The sequence below is a fragment of the Pseudomonas sp. MF4836 genome, from assembly GCF_002018875.1.
GTDB lineage: Bacteria > Pseudomonadota > Gammaproteobacteria > Pseudomonadales > Pseudomonadaceae > Aquipseudomonas.
This window is the reverse complement of record NZ_MVOL01000007.1, coordinates 352757-372315: the sequence shown is the minus strand read 5'-3', so window position 1 is coordinate 372315 and position 19559 is coordinate 352757. Positions and strand designations below refer to the sequence as shown.

2 protein-coding genes are annotated in these 19559 nt (G+C 64.4%); both read left to right on the top strand.

Annotated elements, in window-relative coordinates:
* Nucleotides 1-311 precede the first annotated feature (311 nt).
* Nucleotides 312-9872: an Ig-like domain-containing protein gene (locus MF4836_RS35820; RefSeq protein ID WP_078471532.1), complete on the top strand. Its 9561-nt coding sequence runs from the start codon at nucleotides 312-314 to the stop codon at nucleotides 9870-9872.
* A complete protein-coding gene (locus tag MF4836_RS18735) occupies nucleotides 9872-19543 on the top strand; it encodes a VCBS repeat-containing protein (RefSeq protein ID WP_078471531.1) in 9672 nt (3223 codons plus the stop codon). Before MF4836_RS35820 ends, MF4836_RS18735 begins: the two co-directional genes overlap by 1 nt.
* Nucleotides 19544-19559: the final 16 nt, after the last annotated feature.

Sequence of the window (19559 nt, the reverse complement as noted above, 5' to 3'; positions counted from 1 at the left end):
TGGAGTTATGCCGGTCGGATTGATTTTATTAACTATTTGAATTTTATTGATTTATTTTTTGTTGTTGGTGTTTTTAAGAGGGTTGTTCTGCTGGGTTATATCTATTTGAATGGGTTATTGTTCGATAACTTTAGTTTATGGTCGATTCGTATAAAAAAGACGGGTGTTGTTGGAGTTGTCGAACTTTCATGATGTTTTCCTGTTTGTGAACAATTGTCACGTACGCCGTGATAGTGCAGCCGCCGTTGCTACGTTTACCTCAACTTCAAGTGCTGTTAAGCCCTTATTGCAACGAGGTAGATTCAGTGGACATGTCAATTTCCATTATCGATAAAGCCACTCAAAAACAGCTGTCGGTGGTCGGGCAGGAAGTGTCGTTGCACGGGCCGTCGGTTATCCGCCTGACAGGCAAACGCAGTGAGCTGCACCAAGTGGTGCGTGAAGGCGACAGCCTGAACTTGACCCTGGCATCCGGAGCGGTGATCAAGGTTCACGGGTTTTTCCCGACCCAGGGGCCTCAGCAAAACCAACTGGTGCTGCAGGACGGCAAGCAGTTGTTGCAGATGGAGTCGGTCGACGATGGCCTGGTGAGCGCGCGATTTGTGCCCATCGACTCGATTGATCCGTTGCTGGTCTACGCCCATTTCGACCTGTCGACCCTGGCCTGGATCGTCGGTGGGCTGGCATTGGCCGGGGCCGGTGCCGCCGCGCTCGCGGGGCGTAATGCCAGCAGCAACAAACACCCGGCAGCGCAGGGCCCGGAGCCCCTTGCGGCGCCTGTGTTCAGTGTGGAAGGCAATGCCGACGGCGGGTTGACCGTGGCTGGTACGGCGCCCGCCGGCAGCACAGTACGGGTGACCTACCCGGATGGCAGTTCCAGTAGCGTGCTGGTGGGCAGCGATGGCCACTTCAGCGTTACCTCCGGGCCCAATCAGCCGTCGGGCCCGGTCAGTGCGCAGAGCACGGACAGCAGTGGCCATAGCAGCACTTCGGCCACCACCGGTTATGTCGATACCTCGGCGCCGCAACCACCCACTCAAACCGTCAGCGCCAACCCCGATGGCACGTTGACGGTCACGGGCACGGCAGAACCTGGCAGTACGGTGAAAGTGACCTACGCCGACGGCAGCTCAAGCACCGTGGTCGCCGATGCCACGGGGCACTACAGCACCAGTTCCAGCACGGTCCAAAGCAGCGGCAACGTGAGCGTCACCGCGACCGATGTGTCGGGCAACGCCAGCACCGCGACCACCAGCGTCTTCACTGACACGGTCGCTCCGCAACCTGCGACTGAAACCGTGACGGCCAACCCTAATGGCACGCTGACGGTAACCGGCCACGCGGAACCGGGCAGCACAGTGGTGGTGACCTACCCCGATGGCAGCTCAAGCACCGTGGTTGCCGATGCCTCGGGGCACTACAGCGCCAGCTCCAGTACGGTACAAGGCAATGGCAGCGTCACCACCACCAGTACCGATGCGGCAGGTAATACCAGCACCGCGACCACCGGCACCTATACCGACACCAGCGCCCCGCAATCTCCGACTCAAACCTTCACGGCCAACCCCGATGGCACGCTGACGGTCACGGGCACGGCAGAACCGGGCAGCACGGTGACGGTGACCTACGCCGATGGCAGCTCAAGCAGCGTGGTCGCCGATGCGGCGGGGCACTACAGCACCAGTTCCAGCACGGTCCAAGGCAGTGGCAGCGTGAGCGTCACCGCGACTGATGCGGCGGGCAATAGCAGCACGGCGACTACCAGCGCCTATGTCGACACCACGGCGCCGCAAGCGCCCAGCCAGACCATCACCACCCATCCTGATGGCACGCTGACGGTTTCCGGCAGCGCCGAGCCGGGCAGTACGGTGACGGTGACCTATGCCGATGGCAGTTCCAGCACCGTGGTCGCCGACGCCACCGGGCACTACAGCACCGGCTCCAGTACCGTGCAGACCAGCGGCACGGTGAGTGTCACCGCGACCGATGCCGCAGGTAATACCAGCGCAGCGGATGCCAGCACCTATGCCGATACCACCGCGCCACAAGCACCGATTGAAAGCGTTTCCAGCAACCCGGACGGCACGCTGACGGTCAGTGGTACCGGGGAACCGGGCAGTACGATAAACGTCACCTACCCCGATGGCACGTCGGGCACGGCACTGGTCGATGCCTCGGGGCACTACAGCACCACCTCGAGCACCCCGCAAAGCAGCGGCAATGTGTCGGTCAGTGCCACCGATGTGGCGGGCAATACCAGCGCAACGGACGTCAGCACCTATACCGATACCAGCGCACCGCAAGTTCCGACTCAAACCATCGCTGCCAACCCCAACGGCACGCTGGCGGTGACCGGCACTGCGGAGCCGGGCAGCACGGTGACGGTGACCTACGCCGATGGCAGCTCAAGCACCGTGGTTGCCGATACGTCCGGGCACTACAGCACCGGCTCCAGCACGGTACAGGGCAGCGGTAGCGTGAGCGTTACCGCGACGGATGCGGCCGGCAATGCCAGTGGGCCAAGCACCAGCGTCTATACCGATACCAGCGCCCCGCAATCTCCGGCTGAAACCGTCACGGCCAACCCCGACGGCACGCTGACGGTAAGCGGCACGGCGGAACCGGGCAGCACGGTGACGGTGACCTATGCCGACGGCAGTACAAGCACCGTTGTCGCCGACGCCTCGGGGCACTACAGCACCGGTTCCAGCACGGTGCAGAGCAGCGGCAGCGTCAGCGCCACAGCAACGGATGCGGCGGGCAATACCAGCGCCGCGACCACCAGCGTCTATACCGACACCACGGCCCCGCAATCTCCGACTCAAACCATCACGGCCAATCCCGACGGCACGCTGGCGATCACCGGCACTGCTGAGCCGGGCAGCACGGTGACGGTGACCTACGCCGATGGCAGCTCAAGCAGCGTGGTCGCCGATACGTCCGGGCATTACAGCACCAGCTCTAGCACGGTACAGAGCAGCGGTGGCGTGAGCGTTATCGCGACAGATGCGGCGGGCAATGCCAGTGCGCCGAGCACCGGCGTCTATACCGATACCAACGCTCCACAAATGCCTAGCCAGACCCTCACCGCCCAGCCTGACGGCACGCTGACGGTAACCGGCAGCGCCGAGCCGGGCAGTACGGTGACGGTGACCTATGCCGATGGCAGTTCAAGCACCGTGGTTGCCGATGCCAGCGGGCATTACGGCACCGGCTCCAGTACCGTGCAGACCAGTGGCGCGGTGAGCGTCACCGCAACCGATGCCGCCGGTAATACCAGCGCGGCAGCGGTCAGTACCTATACCGACACCACTGCGCCACAGGCACCGAGCGAGGGCGTCTCCAGCAACCCGGACGGCACGCTGACAGTCAGCGGTACGGCGGAAGCTGGCAGTACGGTCAGCGTCACCTACCCCGATGGTACTTCGGGTACAGCGCTGGTCGATGCCACCGGGCACTACAGCGCCACCTCGACCACGGCGCAAAGCAGCGGCAATGTGTCGGTCAGCGCCACCGATGTGGCGGGCAATACCAGCCCGCCGACCACCAGCGCCTATACCGATACCACGGCGCCGCAAGCGCCCAGCCAGACCCTCACCACCCATCCTGATGGCACGCTGACGGTGGCCGGCAGTGGCGAACCGGGCAGCACGATAAACGTTACTTACCCCGATGGCACCTCGGGCACGGCGCTGGTCGATGCCTCGGGGCACTACAGCACCAGCTCCAGTACCGTGCAGACCAGCGGCACGGTAAGCGTCACCGCGACCGATGCCGCGGGTAATACCAGTGCCGCGAACGCCAGTAGCTATATCGATACCACCGCGCCACTAGCACCGGGCGAAAGTATCTCCAGCAACCCGGACGGCACGCTGACAGTCAGCGGTACGGCGGAACCCGGCAGTACGGTCAGCGTCACCTACCCCGATGGCACCTCGGGCACAGCCCTGGTCGATGCCACGGGCCACTACAGCACCACGTCGGGCACGCCGCAAACCAGCGGCAGTGTGGCGGTCAGTGCCACCGATGCCGCAGGCAATACCAGCGCCTCCACCACCTCCGGCTACATCGACACTGCGCCACCCCTGGCGCCGAGCCAGAGTGTCAGCGCCAATCCTGACGGCACCTTGAGCGTTTCCGGCACGGCGGAGGCGGGCAGTTCGGTGACCATCACTTACCCCGACGGCAGCACCAGCACCGCGCTGGTCGACGGGACCGGGCATTACACCACCACCTCGGGCACACCGCAGATCAGCGGCAGCCTGAGCGCCATCGCCACCGATGCCGCCGGCAATAGCAGCGCGTCCACCAGCGCCCCCTATGTCGACACCTTGCTGCCGACGGCGACCGCCGCCATCAGTGCCGTGACTTCGGACACCGGCAGCAGCACCAGCGATTACCTGACCAGCGACTCCAGCCTGGTGGTCAGCGCGACCCTGACCGGAACACTCAACCCCGGCCTGGGCGACAAGGTGCAGATCTCGCTGGACGGCGGCGCCACCTGGCACGACGCGGCGCTGGTCAGCGGCAGTACCTTTGCCTTCGACAATACCGCCAGCCCCCTGGCCGACGGCAGCTACCTGTTCGAAGCCCGGGTCATCAACGCGGCAGGCAACCCCAGCCCGACCGGCACCCAGGCCGTGGTGATCGACACCTCGACCCCCAGCGCCAGTGAAACCATCAGCCTCGACGCCATCACCACCGACAGCGGCGCCAGCAGCAGCGACTTCATTACCAGCGACAACACCTTGGTGCTCAACGGCACCCTGGGCACTGCCCTGGCTGCGGGCGAGGGTGTGCGTATCAGCCTGGACGGCGGCGCTACCTGGCATGACGCGGCGGTCAGCGGCACCGCCTGGAGCTACGACAACACCAGCAACACCCTGGCCGATGGCATTTATGCGGTGCAGGTGCAGGTGATCGATACCGCCGGCAATATTGGCCAGAGTGCGAGCCAAAATGTGCAGATCGATAGCACGCCTCCGGTCGCCAGTGAAACCATCAGCATCGATGCCATCACCACCGACACCGGCGCCAGCAGCAGCGACTTCATCACCGGTGATAACACCCTGGTGCTCAGTGGCAGCCTCGGTACGGCCCTGGCGGCGGGCGAGGGGGTTTACCTCAGCCTGGATAACGGCCTGACCTGGCACGCGGCCGCTGTCAGTGGCACCCAGTGGAGTTATGACAACAGCGCCATTGCGGTTCCCGATGGCACCTACCACCTGCTGGTGCAGGTGGTCGACAGTGCCGGCAACCTTGGCCAAAGCGCCAGCCAGACGGTAGTGGTCGATACCCAGGCTCCAGCGGCCAGCGAGACGGTGAGTATCGCCGGGATTTTCCTCGACACCGGGATCAGCGCCAGCGATTTCATTACCAGCGACCACGGTCTGTTTTACTTCGGCAATCTCGCTACGGCGCTGCCCAGTGGCGAGGGTGTGCAACTGAGCGTCGATGGTGGCGTCACCTGGAACGACGCGACGCTCTCCGGCGCCAGTTGGAGCTATGACGGTATCGGCCAGCCGCTGCCTGACGGCACCTATACCATTGAGCTGCGGGTGATCGACAGCGCCGGCAATATCGGCCAGACCGCCAGCCAGCCCCTGGTGATCGACAGCAGCGCCCCGGCGGCCAGTGAAACCATCGCCATCGCATCGATTACCAGCGATACCGGGAGCAGTAGCAGCGACTTCATCACCGGCGACAACACCTTGATATTCAGCGGCACCCTGGGCACGGCCCTGGCGGTGGATGAAGGCGTGCGCATCAGCCTGGATGGCGGAACCTCCTGGCAAGTCGCGACGGTCAGCGGCACGAACTGGAGCTACGACAACAGCGCCAGCACCCTGGCCGATGGCACTTACACCGTGCAGGTTCAGGTGGTTGATACAGCGGGCAATATCGGTCAAAGCGCGAGCCAGGTGCTGGTGATCGACACCACGCCACCGGCGTCCAGCGAGACGGTCACCATTATCTCGATCGTCACGGACACCGGGGCCAGTGCCTCCGACTTCATCACCAGCGACAGTAGCCTGGTGTTCAACGGTGGCCTGGGCGCGGCCCTGAGTCCGGATGAGTCGGTGCGCATCAGCCTGGACGGCGGCGTCACCTGGCACGCGGCGGCCGTCAGTGGCACCGCCTGGAGTTTTGATAACAGCGCCAATACCCTGGCCGACGGCACCTACAACGTGCAGGTGCAGGTCATCGATAGCGCCGGCAATATTGGTCAGCGCGCCAGCCAGAATGTGCTGATCGACAGCACGCCACCGGCGGCCGGTGAGACCATCACCGTCTCCTCGATCAGCAGCGACAGCGGCAGCAGTAGCAGCGACTTCATCACCAACGACAGCACCCTGGTGTTTAACGGCAACCTCGGCAGCAGCCTGGCGGCGGGCGAGGGCGTGCGCCTGAGCCTGGACGGCGGCAGCACCTGGCATGACGCAACGGTCAGCGGCAACTCCTGGAGCTACGACAATACGGCGAACAACCTGGCCGATGGCACGTACAGCGTGCAGGTCCAGGTGATCGATACCGCCGGCAATATCGGCCAGACCGCCAGCCAGAGCCTGGTGGTCGATACCCGCGCGCCGCTGGCCAGCGAAACCATCAACCTGGCCTCGATCACCACCGACAGCGGCATCAGCAATAGCGACTTCATCACCAGCGACAATAGCCTGGTGTTCAACGGCAACCTGGGCACGGCGCTGGCGGTGGGCGAGGGCGTGCGCATCAGCCTGGACGGTGGCGCCACGTGGCAGAACGCCAGTGTCAGCGGCACCCAGTGGAGTTTTGACAACCGTGCCAATGCCCTGGCCGATGGCACCTACAGTGTGCAGGTGCAGGTGATCGACAGCGCCGGCAACCTCGGGCAGAGCGCCAGCCAGAGCGTGGTCATCGACAGCACGGCGCCGCTGGCGGGAGAGACCCTGAGCATCGATTCGATCGCGCGCGATACCGGCGCCAGCGCCAGCGACTTCATCACCAGCGATCACACCCTGCTGTATCGCGGCAGCCTGGGCCTGGCACTGCCCAACGGCGAGGGCGTGCAACTGAGTACCGATGGCGGCGCCACCTGGCATGACGCCCAGGTCTCCGGCACCAGCTGGAGTTACGACGGCACCGGGCAATCGTTGCCCGATGGCAATTACACGGTGCAGGTACGGGTGATCGACCTGGCGGGCAATATTGGCCAAAGCGCCAGCCAGGCCCTGGTGATCGACAGCAGCGCGCCCAGCGCCAGCGAAACCGTGCTCATCACCGCGATCAACAGCGACACCGGCGCCAGTGCCACAGACTTCAATACCAGTGATCCAACCCTGGTGTTCAACGGCAGCCTCGGCGCGCCGCTGGCCAGCAACGAGTCGGTGCAGATCAGCCTCGATAACGGCGTGACCTGGGTCACCGCCAACACCAGTGGCAGCACCTGGAGTTATGACAACAGCGCCAACACCCTGGCCGATGGTACTTACGCAGTGCAGGTTCAGGTGATCGACACGGCCGGCAATATCGGCCAAATCACCAGCCAGACCCTGGTGGTCGACACCACGCCGCCAGCGGCCAGTGAAAGCATTTCGATCCTGGCGATTACCCGCGACAGCGGCGACAACGGCAATGACTTCATCACCAATGACCACTTGCTGCTGTTCAACGGCAGCCTGGGGGCGCCACTGACGGCGGGAGAGGGGGTAAGGATCAGCCTGGACGGTGGCGTCAGTTGGAGCAGCGCCACCGTCAGTGGCACCAACTGGAACTATGACAACACCGCGCAGAACCTGGCCGATGGCAGCTACAGCATTCAGGTGCAGGTGATCGACAGCGCCGGCAATATCGGCCAGAGCGCCAGCCAGTTGGTGCAGATCGACAGCCTGGCGCCGACCGCCACGGCCAGCATCACGGCCATCAGCGGCGACACCGGGAGCAGTGCCAGCGACTTCATCACCGCCGACAACACCCTGGTGATCACCGCCCACCTCAGCGGCACCCTGGCCAGCAACGAACAGGTGCAGATCAGCCTGGACGGCGGCAGCACCTGGCAGACGGCGAGCCTGGTGAGCGGCAGCACTTATGCCCTGGACAACAGCGGCCAGGTCCTGTCTGACGGTACCTATCAGTTTGCCGCACGGGTCACCGACCTCGCCGGCAACACCAGCCCGCTGGCCAGCCAGACCGTGGTGATCGACACGGGCGCGCCATTGACTGGCAACAGCGTCAGCATCAGCAGTTACACCGACGACGTAGCGCCCCAGGTCGGCAACTTCGGCGATGGCAGCAGCACCAACGACACCACGCCGCTGCTCAACGGCACGGTCAGCGGACTGAACAGCGGCGACAGCGTGCAGATCTATCAAGGCGCCACGCTGCTGGGCAATGCCACGGTCACCGGTGGCGTCTGGACCTATGGCCTGCCGACCCTGGCCCAGGGCAGCTACAGCTTGCACGCGGCCATCAGCGATGCGGCGGGCAACCTCGGCACCCAATCGTCGAGCTTCAGCCTAACGGTGGACACCAGCGCGCCGACCCAGGGGCTGGTGATCGGCAGCATCAGCAGCGACACCGGGGCCAGTGCCAGCGACTTCATCACCGACGACAACACGCTGCTGATCAGCGGCACCCTGAGTGCCCCGCTGGGCGTTGGCGAGACCGTGCAGCTGGCGCTCAATGGCGGGCTCAACCCGGCCACCGCTACTGTGGTCGGCTCCACCTGGAGCCTGGACCTGACCGGCACGGCCCTGGCCGACGGCACCTACCATGCCCAGGCCTGGGTCCTGGATGCCGCCGGCAACAAAGGCCCGGTCAGCAGCCAGGATGTGCTGATCGACACCAGCGTGCCGACGGCCAGTATCAGCATCGACACCGTCAGTCAGGACACGGGCCTTAGCGCCAGTGACTTCATCACCAATGACCCGACCCTGGTGCTCGGCGGCACTCTGGGCTCGGCGCTGGGCAGCGGCGAGTCGGTACAGATCAGCCTCGACGGCGGCAGCACCTGGCTGGCGGCCAGCAGCAGCGGCACCCAGTGGAGCTACGACAACACCGGCAATGTCCTGGCCGATGGCAACCACGCCTTGCAGGCGCGGGTGATAGACCTGGCCGGCAATATCGGCAGCCTGGCCAGCCAGACCCTGGTGGTCGATACCACGCCGCCTACCAGCGGCAACAGCCTGGCCATTGTCAGTTACACCGACAATGTTGCGCCCCAGGTCGGCAGCTTCGGCGACGGCACCTTTACCAACGACAGCACGCCGTTGCTCAACGGTACGGTCAGCGGCTTGAACAGCGGCGACAGCGTGCAGGTCTACCAAGGCAGCACCCTGCTCGGCACCGCCAGCATCAGCGCTGGCACCTGGACCTACCAACTGAGCGGCCTGACCGAAGGCAGCACGACCTATCACGCGGTGATCGTCGACAGCGCCGGCAACCTCGGTACGGCTTCTGGCAACTTCAGTCTGACCCTGGACACCACGGCGCCAAGCGCCAGTGAAACCCTGGCAATTACCGCCATCAGCGGCGACACCGGCAGCAGTGGCAGCGACTTTGTCACCAGCGACAACACCTTGCTGATCAGCGGCAGCCTGGGCACCCCCCTGGCCAGCGGCGAGGGCGTGCAACTGAGCCTGGATGGCGGCAGCACCTGGTTCAACGCCAGCGTCAGCGGCAGCAGCTGGAGCTACGACAACAGTGCCAGCACCCTGGCCGATGGCAGCTACACCCTGCAGGCCCGGGTGGTGGATGCCGCCGGAAACGTCGGCCAGGTTGCCAACCACAACCTGGTGGTCGACACCACCGCGCCGACCGCGCTGGTCAGTATCGATTCGATCTCCCAGGACAGCGGGATCAGCGGCAACGACTCCAGACCAACGACAGCACGCTGATGTTCTTCGGCACCCTCAGCACCAACCTGCCCACCGGTGAGAGCGTGCAGATCAGCCTCGACGGCGGCACCACCTGGCACGCGACCGAGGTCAATGGCGCGGGCTGGACCTACGACAACACCGCTAATGTGTTGCCTGACGACACCTACACCGTATTTGTCCGGGTCATCGACGCCGCCGGCAACGTCGGCAGCCTGGCGGCCCAGACCGTGGTCATCGACAGCAGCGCGGCCAGCGGCAACCTGATCGAAATCCTCACCATCAGCAATGACAGTGGCTTGAGCAATCAGGACTTCGTGACCAACGACCCGACGCTGATCATTTCCGGCGACCTGGGTTCGCCCCTGGCGGCCAACCAGCATGTGGAGGTCAGCCTGGACGGCGGAACCAGTTGGCACACCGGCACCAGCCTCGGCACCAGTTGGAGCTACGACAACACGGCCCAGACCCTGGCCGATGGCAGCTATGCCATGCAAGCCCGGATCATTGACGATTTTGGCAACGTCGAGCAGACCACCAGCGACACCCTGCGTATCGACACCACGGCCCCGGCGGCCAGCGAAACCCTCGCCATCACCTCCGTCAGCAGCGACACCGGCAGCAGCGCCAGCGACTTCATTACCAGCGATCACACCCTGGTCTTCAATGGCACCCTGGGCACGGCATTGGCTGCGGGCGAGGGCGTGCAATTGAGCCTCGACGGCGGGGGGACCTGGGTCAGTACCAGTGTCAGCGGTACAGGCTGGAGTTATGACAACAGCGGCAATGCCATGGCCGATGGCAGCTACACCTTGCTCGCCCGGGTGGTGGACACCGCCGGCAATATCGGCCAGGAGGCCAGTCAGAACCTGCTGATCGACAGCAGCGCGCCCAGCGCCACCAGCAGCATCAGTGCCATCAGCCACGACAGCGGCAGCAGCGCCACGGACTTCATCACCAACGACAGCAGCCTGCTGGTCGATGCCACATTGAGCGGCACCCTGGGGGTTGGAGAATCGCTGCAGATTTCCATCGATGGCGGCGCGACCTGGCACAACAGTGGCCTGCTCAGCGGCAGTACCTATGAGTACGACGCCACGGGCACCAGCCTGACGGATGGCAGCTACAGCTTCCAGACCCGCGTCGTCGACGCGGCTGGCAACATCGGTGCGATCAGCAGCCAGAATGTAGTGATCGACACCACGGCCCCCAGCGCCACCGCCAGCATCAGTGCAATCACCAGCGACACGGGCTCCAGCTCCAGCGACTACCTCACCAGCGACCACACGTTGCTGATCAACGCCAACCTCTCAGGGACCCTGGGCAGCGGCGATCAGTTGCAGATCTCCACCGACAACGGCAGCACCTGGCACACCGCGAGCCTGCTCAGCGGCAACACCTATCGCTACGACAACAGCGGCGTCAGCCTGGCGGATGGCAGCTACAGCTTCCAGGCGCGGGTGGTGGACGCTGCCGGTAATCCCGGAACCTCCAGCAGCCAGGCGGTGGTTATCGACAGCACGGCCCCGGTCGAGAGCATCACCCTGAACAGCCTCAGCCCTGATACCGGCGTCAGCGGCAGCGACTTCATTACCTCGGCCAACCGCCTGAACTTTGGCGGCACCCTGGGCAGTGCCCTGGCCAGCGGCGAGGGCGTGCAACTGAGCCTGGATGGCGGCAGCACCTGGGTCGGCGCCACGGTCAGCGGCAGCACCTGGAGTTACGACAACAGCGCCAGCGTCCTGGCCGACGGCAGCTACACGGTGCAGGCGCGCATCATCGACAGCGCCGGCAATAGCAGCGTGCCGGCCAGCCATGGGCTGCAAATCGACACCAGTGCGCCCAGTGCCACGGCCACGGTGACTGCGATCAGCAACGACAGCGGCTCCAGCGCCAGCGACTTCATCACCAACGACAACACCCTGCTGGTCAACGCTACCCTCAATGGCAGCCTGGGCAGTGGCGAGTCGCTACAGATCTCTCTGGACAACGGCAGCACCTGGCACACCGCGAGCCTGGTCAGTGGCAGCACCTACCAGTACGACAACAGCGCCAGTGTCCTGGCCGATGGCAGCTACAGCTTCCAGGCCCGGGTGCTGGACACGGCGGGTAATCCCGGCCTGAGCAACGCCCAGGTGGTGGTGATCGACACCAGCGCGCCCACCAGCGGCAACAGTGTTGCCATCAGCAATTACACCGATAACGTGCTGCAACAAATCGGCAACTTCGGCAGCGGCAGCAGCACCAACGACACCACGCCGCAGCTCAACGGTGTGGTCAGCGGGCTGCAGGCCGGCGACCTGGTGCAGATCTACCAGGGCGCCACCTTGCTCGGCAACGCCAGCGTCAGCGGCAGTACCTGGTCCTATCAGCTCGGCACCCTGGCCGAAGGCGCCTACAGCTACACCGCCGCGATTACCGACAGCGCCGGCAACAAGGGCACCACCTCGGGCAGCTTCGCCCTGGTGGTGGACACCACTGCGCCGGCGGCCAATGAAACCATCAGCATCGTCGCAGTCAGCAGCGACACCGGCACCAGCGGCGACTTCATTACCAGCGACAACACCCTGGTGCTCAGCGGCACCCTGGGCAGCACCCTGGCCAGCGGCGATATTGCCCAGGTCAGCCTGGACGGCGGCAGCACCTGGCTCAACACCACGGTCAGCGGCAGCACCTGGAGTTACGACAACAGCGCCAGCGTGCTGGCCGATGGGGTCTACAACCTCAAGGCACGGGTGGTGGACGGCGCCGGCAACCAGGGCGCTACTGCCAATCAGGTGCTGGTGGTGGACACCACTGCGCCAACCGAAAGCATCGCCATCGTCAGCATCAACCAGGACACCGGCACCAGCAGCAGCGACTTCAACACCAGCGACACCACCCTGGTGTTCAGCGGTACCCTGGGCGCGGCCCTGGGCAGTGGCGAAAGCGTGCGCATCAGCCTGGATGGCGGCAGCACCTGGCGCACTGCGCTGGTCAGCGGCAACACCTGGAGTTACGACAACAGCGCCAGCAGCCTGGCCAGCGGCAGCTACAGCGTGATTGCCCAGGTCATAGACAGCGCCGGCAACCTGGGCAACAGCGCCAGCCAGACGGTCATCGTCGACACCGTGGCGCCCACTGCCAGCCCCAGCATCGTGTCGATCACCAACGACACCGGCGCCAGTGCCAGCGACTTCATCACCCGCGACAACACCCTGGTGTTCCAGGGCACCCTCAGCGCGCCCCTGGCGGCGGGCGAGGGCGTGCAGTTCAGTATCGATGGCGGCAGCACCTACCTGGTGGCCAGCGTTTCCGGCACCACCTGGAGCTACGACTACACCGGCAGCGCGTTGCCCGATGGCAACTACAACATCAAGGTGCGGGTGTTCGATACCGCCGGCAACATTGGCCTGACCGCCAACCAGACCCTGGTCATCGACACCAGCGAGCCGGCCCAGAGCATTCTCATTACCTCGGTCAGCCCGGACAGCGGCACCAGCAGCAGCGACTTTGTCACCGCCAGCCACAGCCTGGTGTTCAACGGCAGCCTGGGCGCGGTCCTGGGGACCAATGAAAGCGTGCAGATCAGCCTCGACGGCGGCAGCACCTGGCAGGGCGCCAGTACCACCGGCACCAACTGGACCTTCAACAACAGCGCCAACAGCATGGCCGACGGCACTTACAGCGTGCAGGCTCGGGTGATCGACGCTGCGGGCAATATCGGCAACCTGGCGACCCAAAGCCTGGTGATCGACAGTGTCGCGCCAACCGCCACCGCGACCATCAGCGCCATCAGCCAGGATGCCGGCACCAGTGCCAGCGACTTCATCACCAATGACCAGACCTTGCTGGTCAACGCTACGCTCAGCGGCACCCTGGGCAGTGGCGAGGTGCTGCAGATCTCGCTCAACGGCGGCAGCACCTGGCAGAACGCAACCCTGGTCAGCGGCACGACCTACCAGTTGGACAACACCGGCAATACCCTGGCGGCCGGCAGCTACACCTTTGAGGCGCGGGTGGTCGACAGCGCGGGCAACGCCAGCAGCGCCGGAACCCAGGCGGTGCTGATTTCCACCACCGGCCCGGCCGTCACCGCCCTGGCCGTGTCCAGTGTCAGTACCGACACCAACTCGGCGCTGGCCGCAGGCACCGCCAGCACCACCAACAGCGGCACCAACAGTGACCTGGTGACCCGCGACACCTCGCTCACCGTATCCGGTACCTACAGCGGCACGCTGCTGGCCAGCGACGTGTTGCAGATCAGCAGCGACGGCGGCAGCACCTGGAACAGCACCACGGTCAACACCGGCACCCATACCTGGAGCTACCTCGACCCCATCAGCCACGCCAGTTCCGTCACCTATCAACTGCGCAGTTTCAACCTGGCCGGCAACATCGGCAGCGTCACCGCCTCGCAACTGGTCACGGTGGATACCGTCGCGCCGGTGCAGAGTCTGCTGGCACCCGCATTGGGCAGTGCCTATGACAGCGGGGTGCCGGGTGACCATGTCACCACCAACACATCCATGACCTTTACCAGCGCGCAAAGCCACACCGGCAGTGCGGGCGACACGGTGCTGCTGGTCAACGACGTGAACAACGACGGGGTCTACTCCGAAGGCATCGACAGCCTGATCGGCAGCGCCACGGTGGCCGCCGATGGCAGCTGGAGCCTGAGTGCCAGCGGCCTGGCGACCGGCTCTTATCACCTGGCCCTGATGCAGGTGGACGCAGCCGGCAACCGTTCGCGCTTGAGCGCCACTACCGAGGTCGATGTGGTCAGCGCCAATGATCATGCGCCCCTGGCCAACACCGGTTGGGGCGGCGCTAATACCGCGGGTGACACTGAAAATAAGGGCACCGCCTATACCCTGGGTACCAATGGCCTGTGGGAGTTCTACAGCAACCTGTCGGTGTACAACTCCACGGGGCTGACCAGCTACAGCGCCACCTCCCTGGCCAGCGGTACCACCGCCACCTCGGTCAACAACGTGACCTTTGTTGACTACAACCGCGACGGCTTCATGGATGTGCTCGGCGTCGACTTCAATTACACCGACGGTCAGCAGTCCTGGACCTACAACGGCAGCAGCTACACCGCGTTCCAGATCAGTGGCGCCAGCGGCGGCGTCTATGACGGGCACGGTACGGTGGTGGCCTATGACAAGACCGGCGACGGGTACATCGACCTGGCCTATGGCGATTCCTCCCTTCCGGGGGATGCCAATGCGTCCGGCGGCATCGACTCGCAACTGCTGGTCAACAACGCCGGGGTGCTGATCAAGGACAGCAACTTTGTGCAGACCCCAGCCACTGGCGGCGCCTCTTCGACTACCGGCCAGCCGTATTCGCAACTGTCGGGGGTCGATATCAACAACAACGGCACGGTCGACCTGGTGTTCCACCAGAACAACCCGGCCTACGCCAGCAACAACACCCTGGTGGTGCTGAGCAACAGCGGCACCGGCAGCCTCAGCGTCACTGCGACCCTGGCCGGTGTGTTTGCCAGCCCGGTGGAGAACTCCCAGACCATTTCCATGACCTGGGCCGACTTCAATGGCGACGGCTACATGGACCTGTACCTCAACTCCGGCCTGATCGGCTCGGACGGCACCACGGCCACCGCCAACGAAAGCCGCCTGTACTTCAACAACCAGGCCGGCAGCCTGAGCGCCAGCCCCCTGGGCTTTGGCGACAACCTCAACGGTGGCGCCTCGCTGGCGGTGGACTGGAACCACGACGGCGCCATGGACGTGATCGAGTTGCCGAACATCGGTGCAGCCTCGTCGTCGATCAACCTCTACACCAACAACGGCAGCGGTACGGCCTTTGCCACCAGCATCCTGGCCACCGCCATCAGCAACGTCAGCGGTGCGGTCGCCGCCGACTACAACTGGGATGGCGCGGTGGACCTGCTCTACTTCAGCACCGGCAACACCAGCGCCCGCTGGATTCAGAACACCAACGTGGTGCAGTACGGCACCAGCCTGCATCTACGCCTCCTCGATGCCAACGGCCTGACCGCCTACTACGGCAACACCGTGCAGTTGTACGACTCCAGCGGCAAGCTGGTGGGTACGCAAATGATCAACCCGCAGTCGGGCAGCAACACCAATGACAGCTCGTCGATCGTCAACTTCTATGGCCTGAGCGCCAGCCAGACCTACACCCTGGTACTGCTGCGCAACCTGGGCGGCGTATCGGCCGATGTCGGCGGGCTGGCAAGCGAAGGAGGGAACAGCATCGAGAGCGTCAACGCCAGCTGGACCGGGCTGGTCGCGGGCGCGGCCACCAGCGCCTATGTCCTGTCGGCCGAGACCGGCAGCAACAACGCCAACGGCAACTTCGTCGGCACCGGCTACAACGACACCTTTTTCGCCACCGCCGGCACCGATAGCTACAACGGTTCCGGCGGCTGGAGCAATGGGCGCTTTGGCACGCCGGTATGGAGCGCCACCGGTGGCGAGGACGTGGTCGACTTCATGCTGGCCGGCAGTACCGCAATCAACGTCAACCTCAATACCCTGACGGCCCAGGGCACCGGCTTCAACACCGCAACCTTCACCAGCATCGAGGGCCTTCGCGGCGGCTCAGGTAACGACACCTTCACCGCCAGCACCACGGCCCTGGTCAATAACCTGTTCGAGGGCCGTGGCGGCAACGACAGCTTCGTCCTCGGCAGCACCGGCGGCCATGCCACCCTGGTCTACAACCTGCTCAACAGCGGCAATGCCACCGGCGGCAATGGCAGCGACCTGGCCAGCGGTTTTGTGGTCGGCAATCTGGTCAGTAGCGCCACCGCCGATGTGATCGACCTCAGTGGTCTGCTGTCCGGCTACACCGGCACCGCCTATGTCTACAAGGACGCCATCAGCGGCAAGTTCGTGCTCGATGCGGCCTCCCAGGCACTGAACAATTACCTGAGCGTCAGCAATGATGGGAGCAACAGTTATGTGTCGGTCGACCTGACCGGCAGCGGCACCTTCGGCGCCTCCAATATCCTGCTGACCCTCAGCGGCGTGGTCACCGACCTTGCCACCTTGCTGGGCAACGACCAGTTGCTCCTGGCGTCCTCGAGTGCCGGTGCCTCGGTGGGGGTCAACACCCAGAGCATCCTCGACAGCACGCCGATCATCAGCGGCACCATCCCCTATGCGCTCGCCAGCGGCATGCACCTGGAGGTGATGCTCAACGGCGTCACCTACAGCTCGGCCACGGGGGCGGTGGTGGTCGACCCGACCAACAACACCTGGTACGTCCAGGTGCCCAACGCCAATGCCCTGACCAGCGGCACCTATGAGGTGGTCGCGGCGATATTCAACAGTGACGGCTCGGTGGCGGTCCAGGACCACAGCACCAATGAACTGACGGTATTGTCGCCGCCCACCGGCACCACCACGGTCACCGGCGAAACCTCGAACATCAGTGCCATGGGCATGGCCGTGGGCGACGTCAATAACGACGGCCTGTTCGACTACTTCAATGCCACCAGCATCTACACCCAGCTCGCCAGCAATGGCAGCAACATCAATAATTTCAGGGGCACCCTGCTGTACACCGAAGGTTCGGGCACCGGGCAACTGGGCAAGGTCAGCAGCGTGCAACTGCTGGATATCAACCGCAGCGGCAACCTGTCGGTGATGACCGAGCAAGCCAATACCTCCCAGGGCAACAACGACTTCATCAACAACGGCAACGGCGCCAGCTACACACTGCTCAACTACAGCTATGGCACCTTGATCTCTTGGGGCGGGCAGGTCGGTATCGATTTGAACAACGATGGCTACATCGACCTCGTCAGCGGCGACAAGTACACCGACAACTCCGGGGTCTACGAGCTCAACAACAAGAACGGCACCTTCACCAGCTATGACCTGGGGAGTACCAGCGACCCGCTGAGCGGGAGCACCAGCAACGGCAACATCAACGAGGACATAGGGGCGTTCGACCTTAACGGCGACGGCCGGGTCGACCTGCTGGGGCAATTCTGGGGCGGCTTTGGCGGTGCGGTGACCAACCTCACGGTGTTGCTGACCAGCAGCAATGGGCTGGTTTCGGCATTGGCCGCGAGTACGGCGGCGGGCACTCTGAAAACCATCACCAACGTGCTCTACCACGTGAACGCATCGGCCGGTAACACCTCCAGTTACCCGCCCGGCACCCAGAGCATGGACGTCGCCGACTTCAACGGTGACGGCAAACTCGACCTGTTCCTGGGGCAGACCAGTACCGCCGGTACCGCCAGCAGCGTGTACACCAGCGACGGCGCGGGCAACTTCACCCTGGCCACTACCTTGTCCAGCAGCACCCTGGCCGGCGGTGTCACCCTCAATACCGACTGGAATGGCGACGGCAAGCTCGATGTGTTCGAGTTCCAGGACAACCTGACCGACAGTACGACTCTGAAACTGCAGACCAGCTACGAGTACTGGCAGAACACCACGGCCAGCATTGGCGCCGCGCCGACCTTCAGCCGCACCCTACTGAGCGTGAGCAGCGTGGCCACGGCGACCTCGATCACCGGTGCGGTAGCCGCGGATTTCAACTACGACGGCTCCCAGGACCTGCTGATCAACGCCAATGGCCAGGACGTACTGGTGGTCAACCCCAACGTGATCGCCGCCGGCACCAGCCTGCACCTGAAGATCGAAGACCCGGCGGGGCACAACACCTACGTCTCGCAGACCGTCAATCTCTACGACAGCAGCGGCACCCTGGTGGAGACGCGGATCCTCAATGGCCAGTACGGCTACGGCACCACCGATGACCGCGGCATCGTCGACTTCTATGGCCTGAACCCGGCCATGACCTACACCGCAGTACTGGTCAAGGCGGCGATTGTCGGCATCGACGGCGGCGAGGGCAGCGTCACCGGGGTCGCCGGGCTGGGTGGGGGTACAACGCTCAACAGCACCTGGACCGGCCTGACCCCTGGCGCGGCGACCCACGCCTATGTATTGACCGCCGACGCCAGCACCGACAGCACCACCGGCACCTTTGTCGGCAGCGGCTATGACGACACGTTCTTTGCCGGGCCCGGCACCAACACCTACAGCGGCTCGGGCGGTTGGGAAACCATCGCCGGCACCCCGGTCTGGAACAGTACGCTGGGCACCGACATCGTCGACTACAAGCTGGCCGGCAGCACTGCGCTGACCATCGACCTGAGCAACGCGGCCGCGCAGAACACCGGCTTCAACACCGCCACCTTCAAGAACATCGAAGGCCTGGCCGGGGGCTCGGGCAACGACACCTTCACCGACAGCGGCAGCGACAACACCCTCGAGGGCCGGGGTGGCAGCGACACCTTCAACCTGACCCACGGCGGCCACGACACCCTTCTGTACAACGTGCTGGCCGGGGCTTCGGCGAACAACACCGGGGGCAATGGCAGCGATATCGTCAATGGCTTCAAGGTCGGCACCTGGGAGGGCACCGCCGGCACCCAACGCCTGGACGTGCATGCCTTGCTGGTGGGCTACAGCGGCGATGGCAGCGCCAGCTACCAGGGCGGCGTCGCCACCCTGGGCGCCGGTGCCGGCAATATCGGCAACTACCTGCAAGTGACCCAGAGCGGGGCCAATACCGTGATCAGCATCGACCGCGATGGCAGCGCCAGCACCTACAGCAGCGCCACCCTGGCCACCTTGCAGAACGTGCACACGGACCTGGCCACCTTGCTCGCCAACCATCAACTGACCGTGGTCTGAGACCACGCCGGCATAA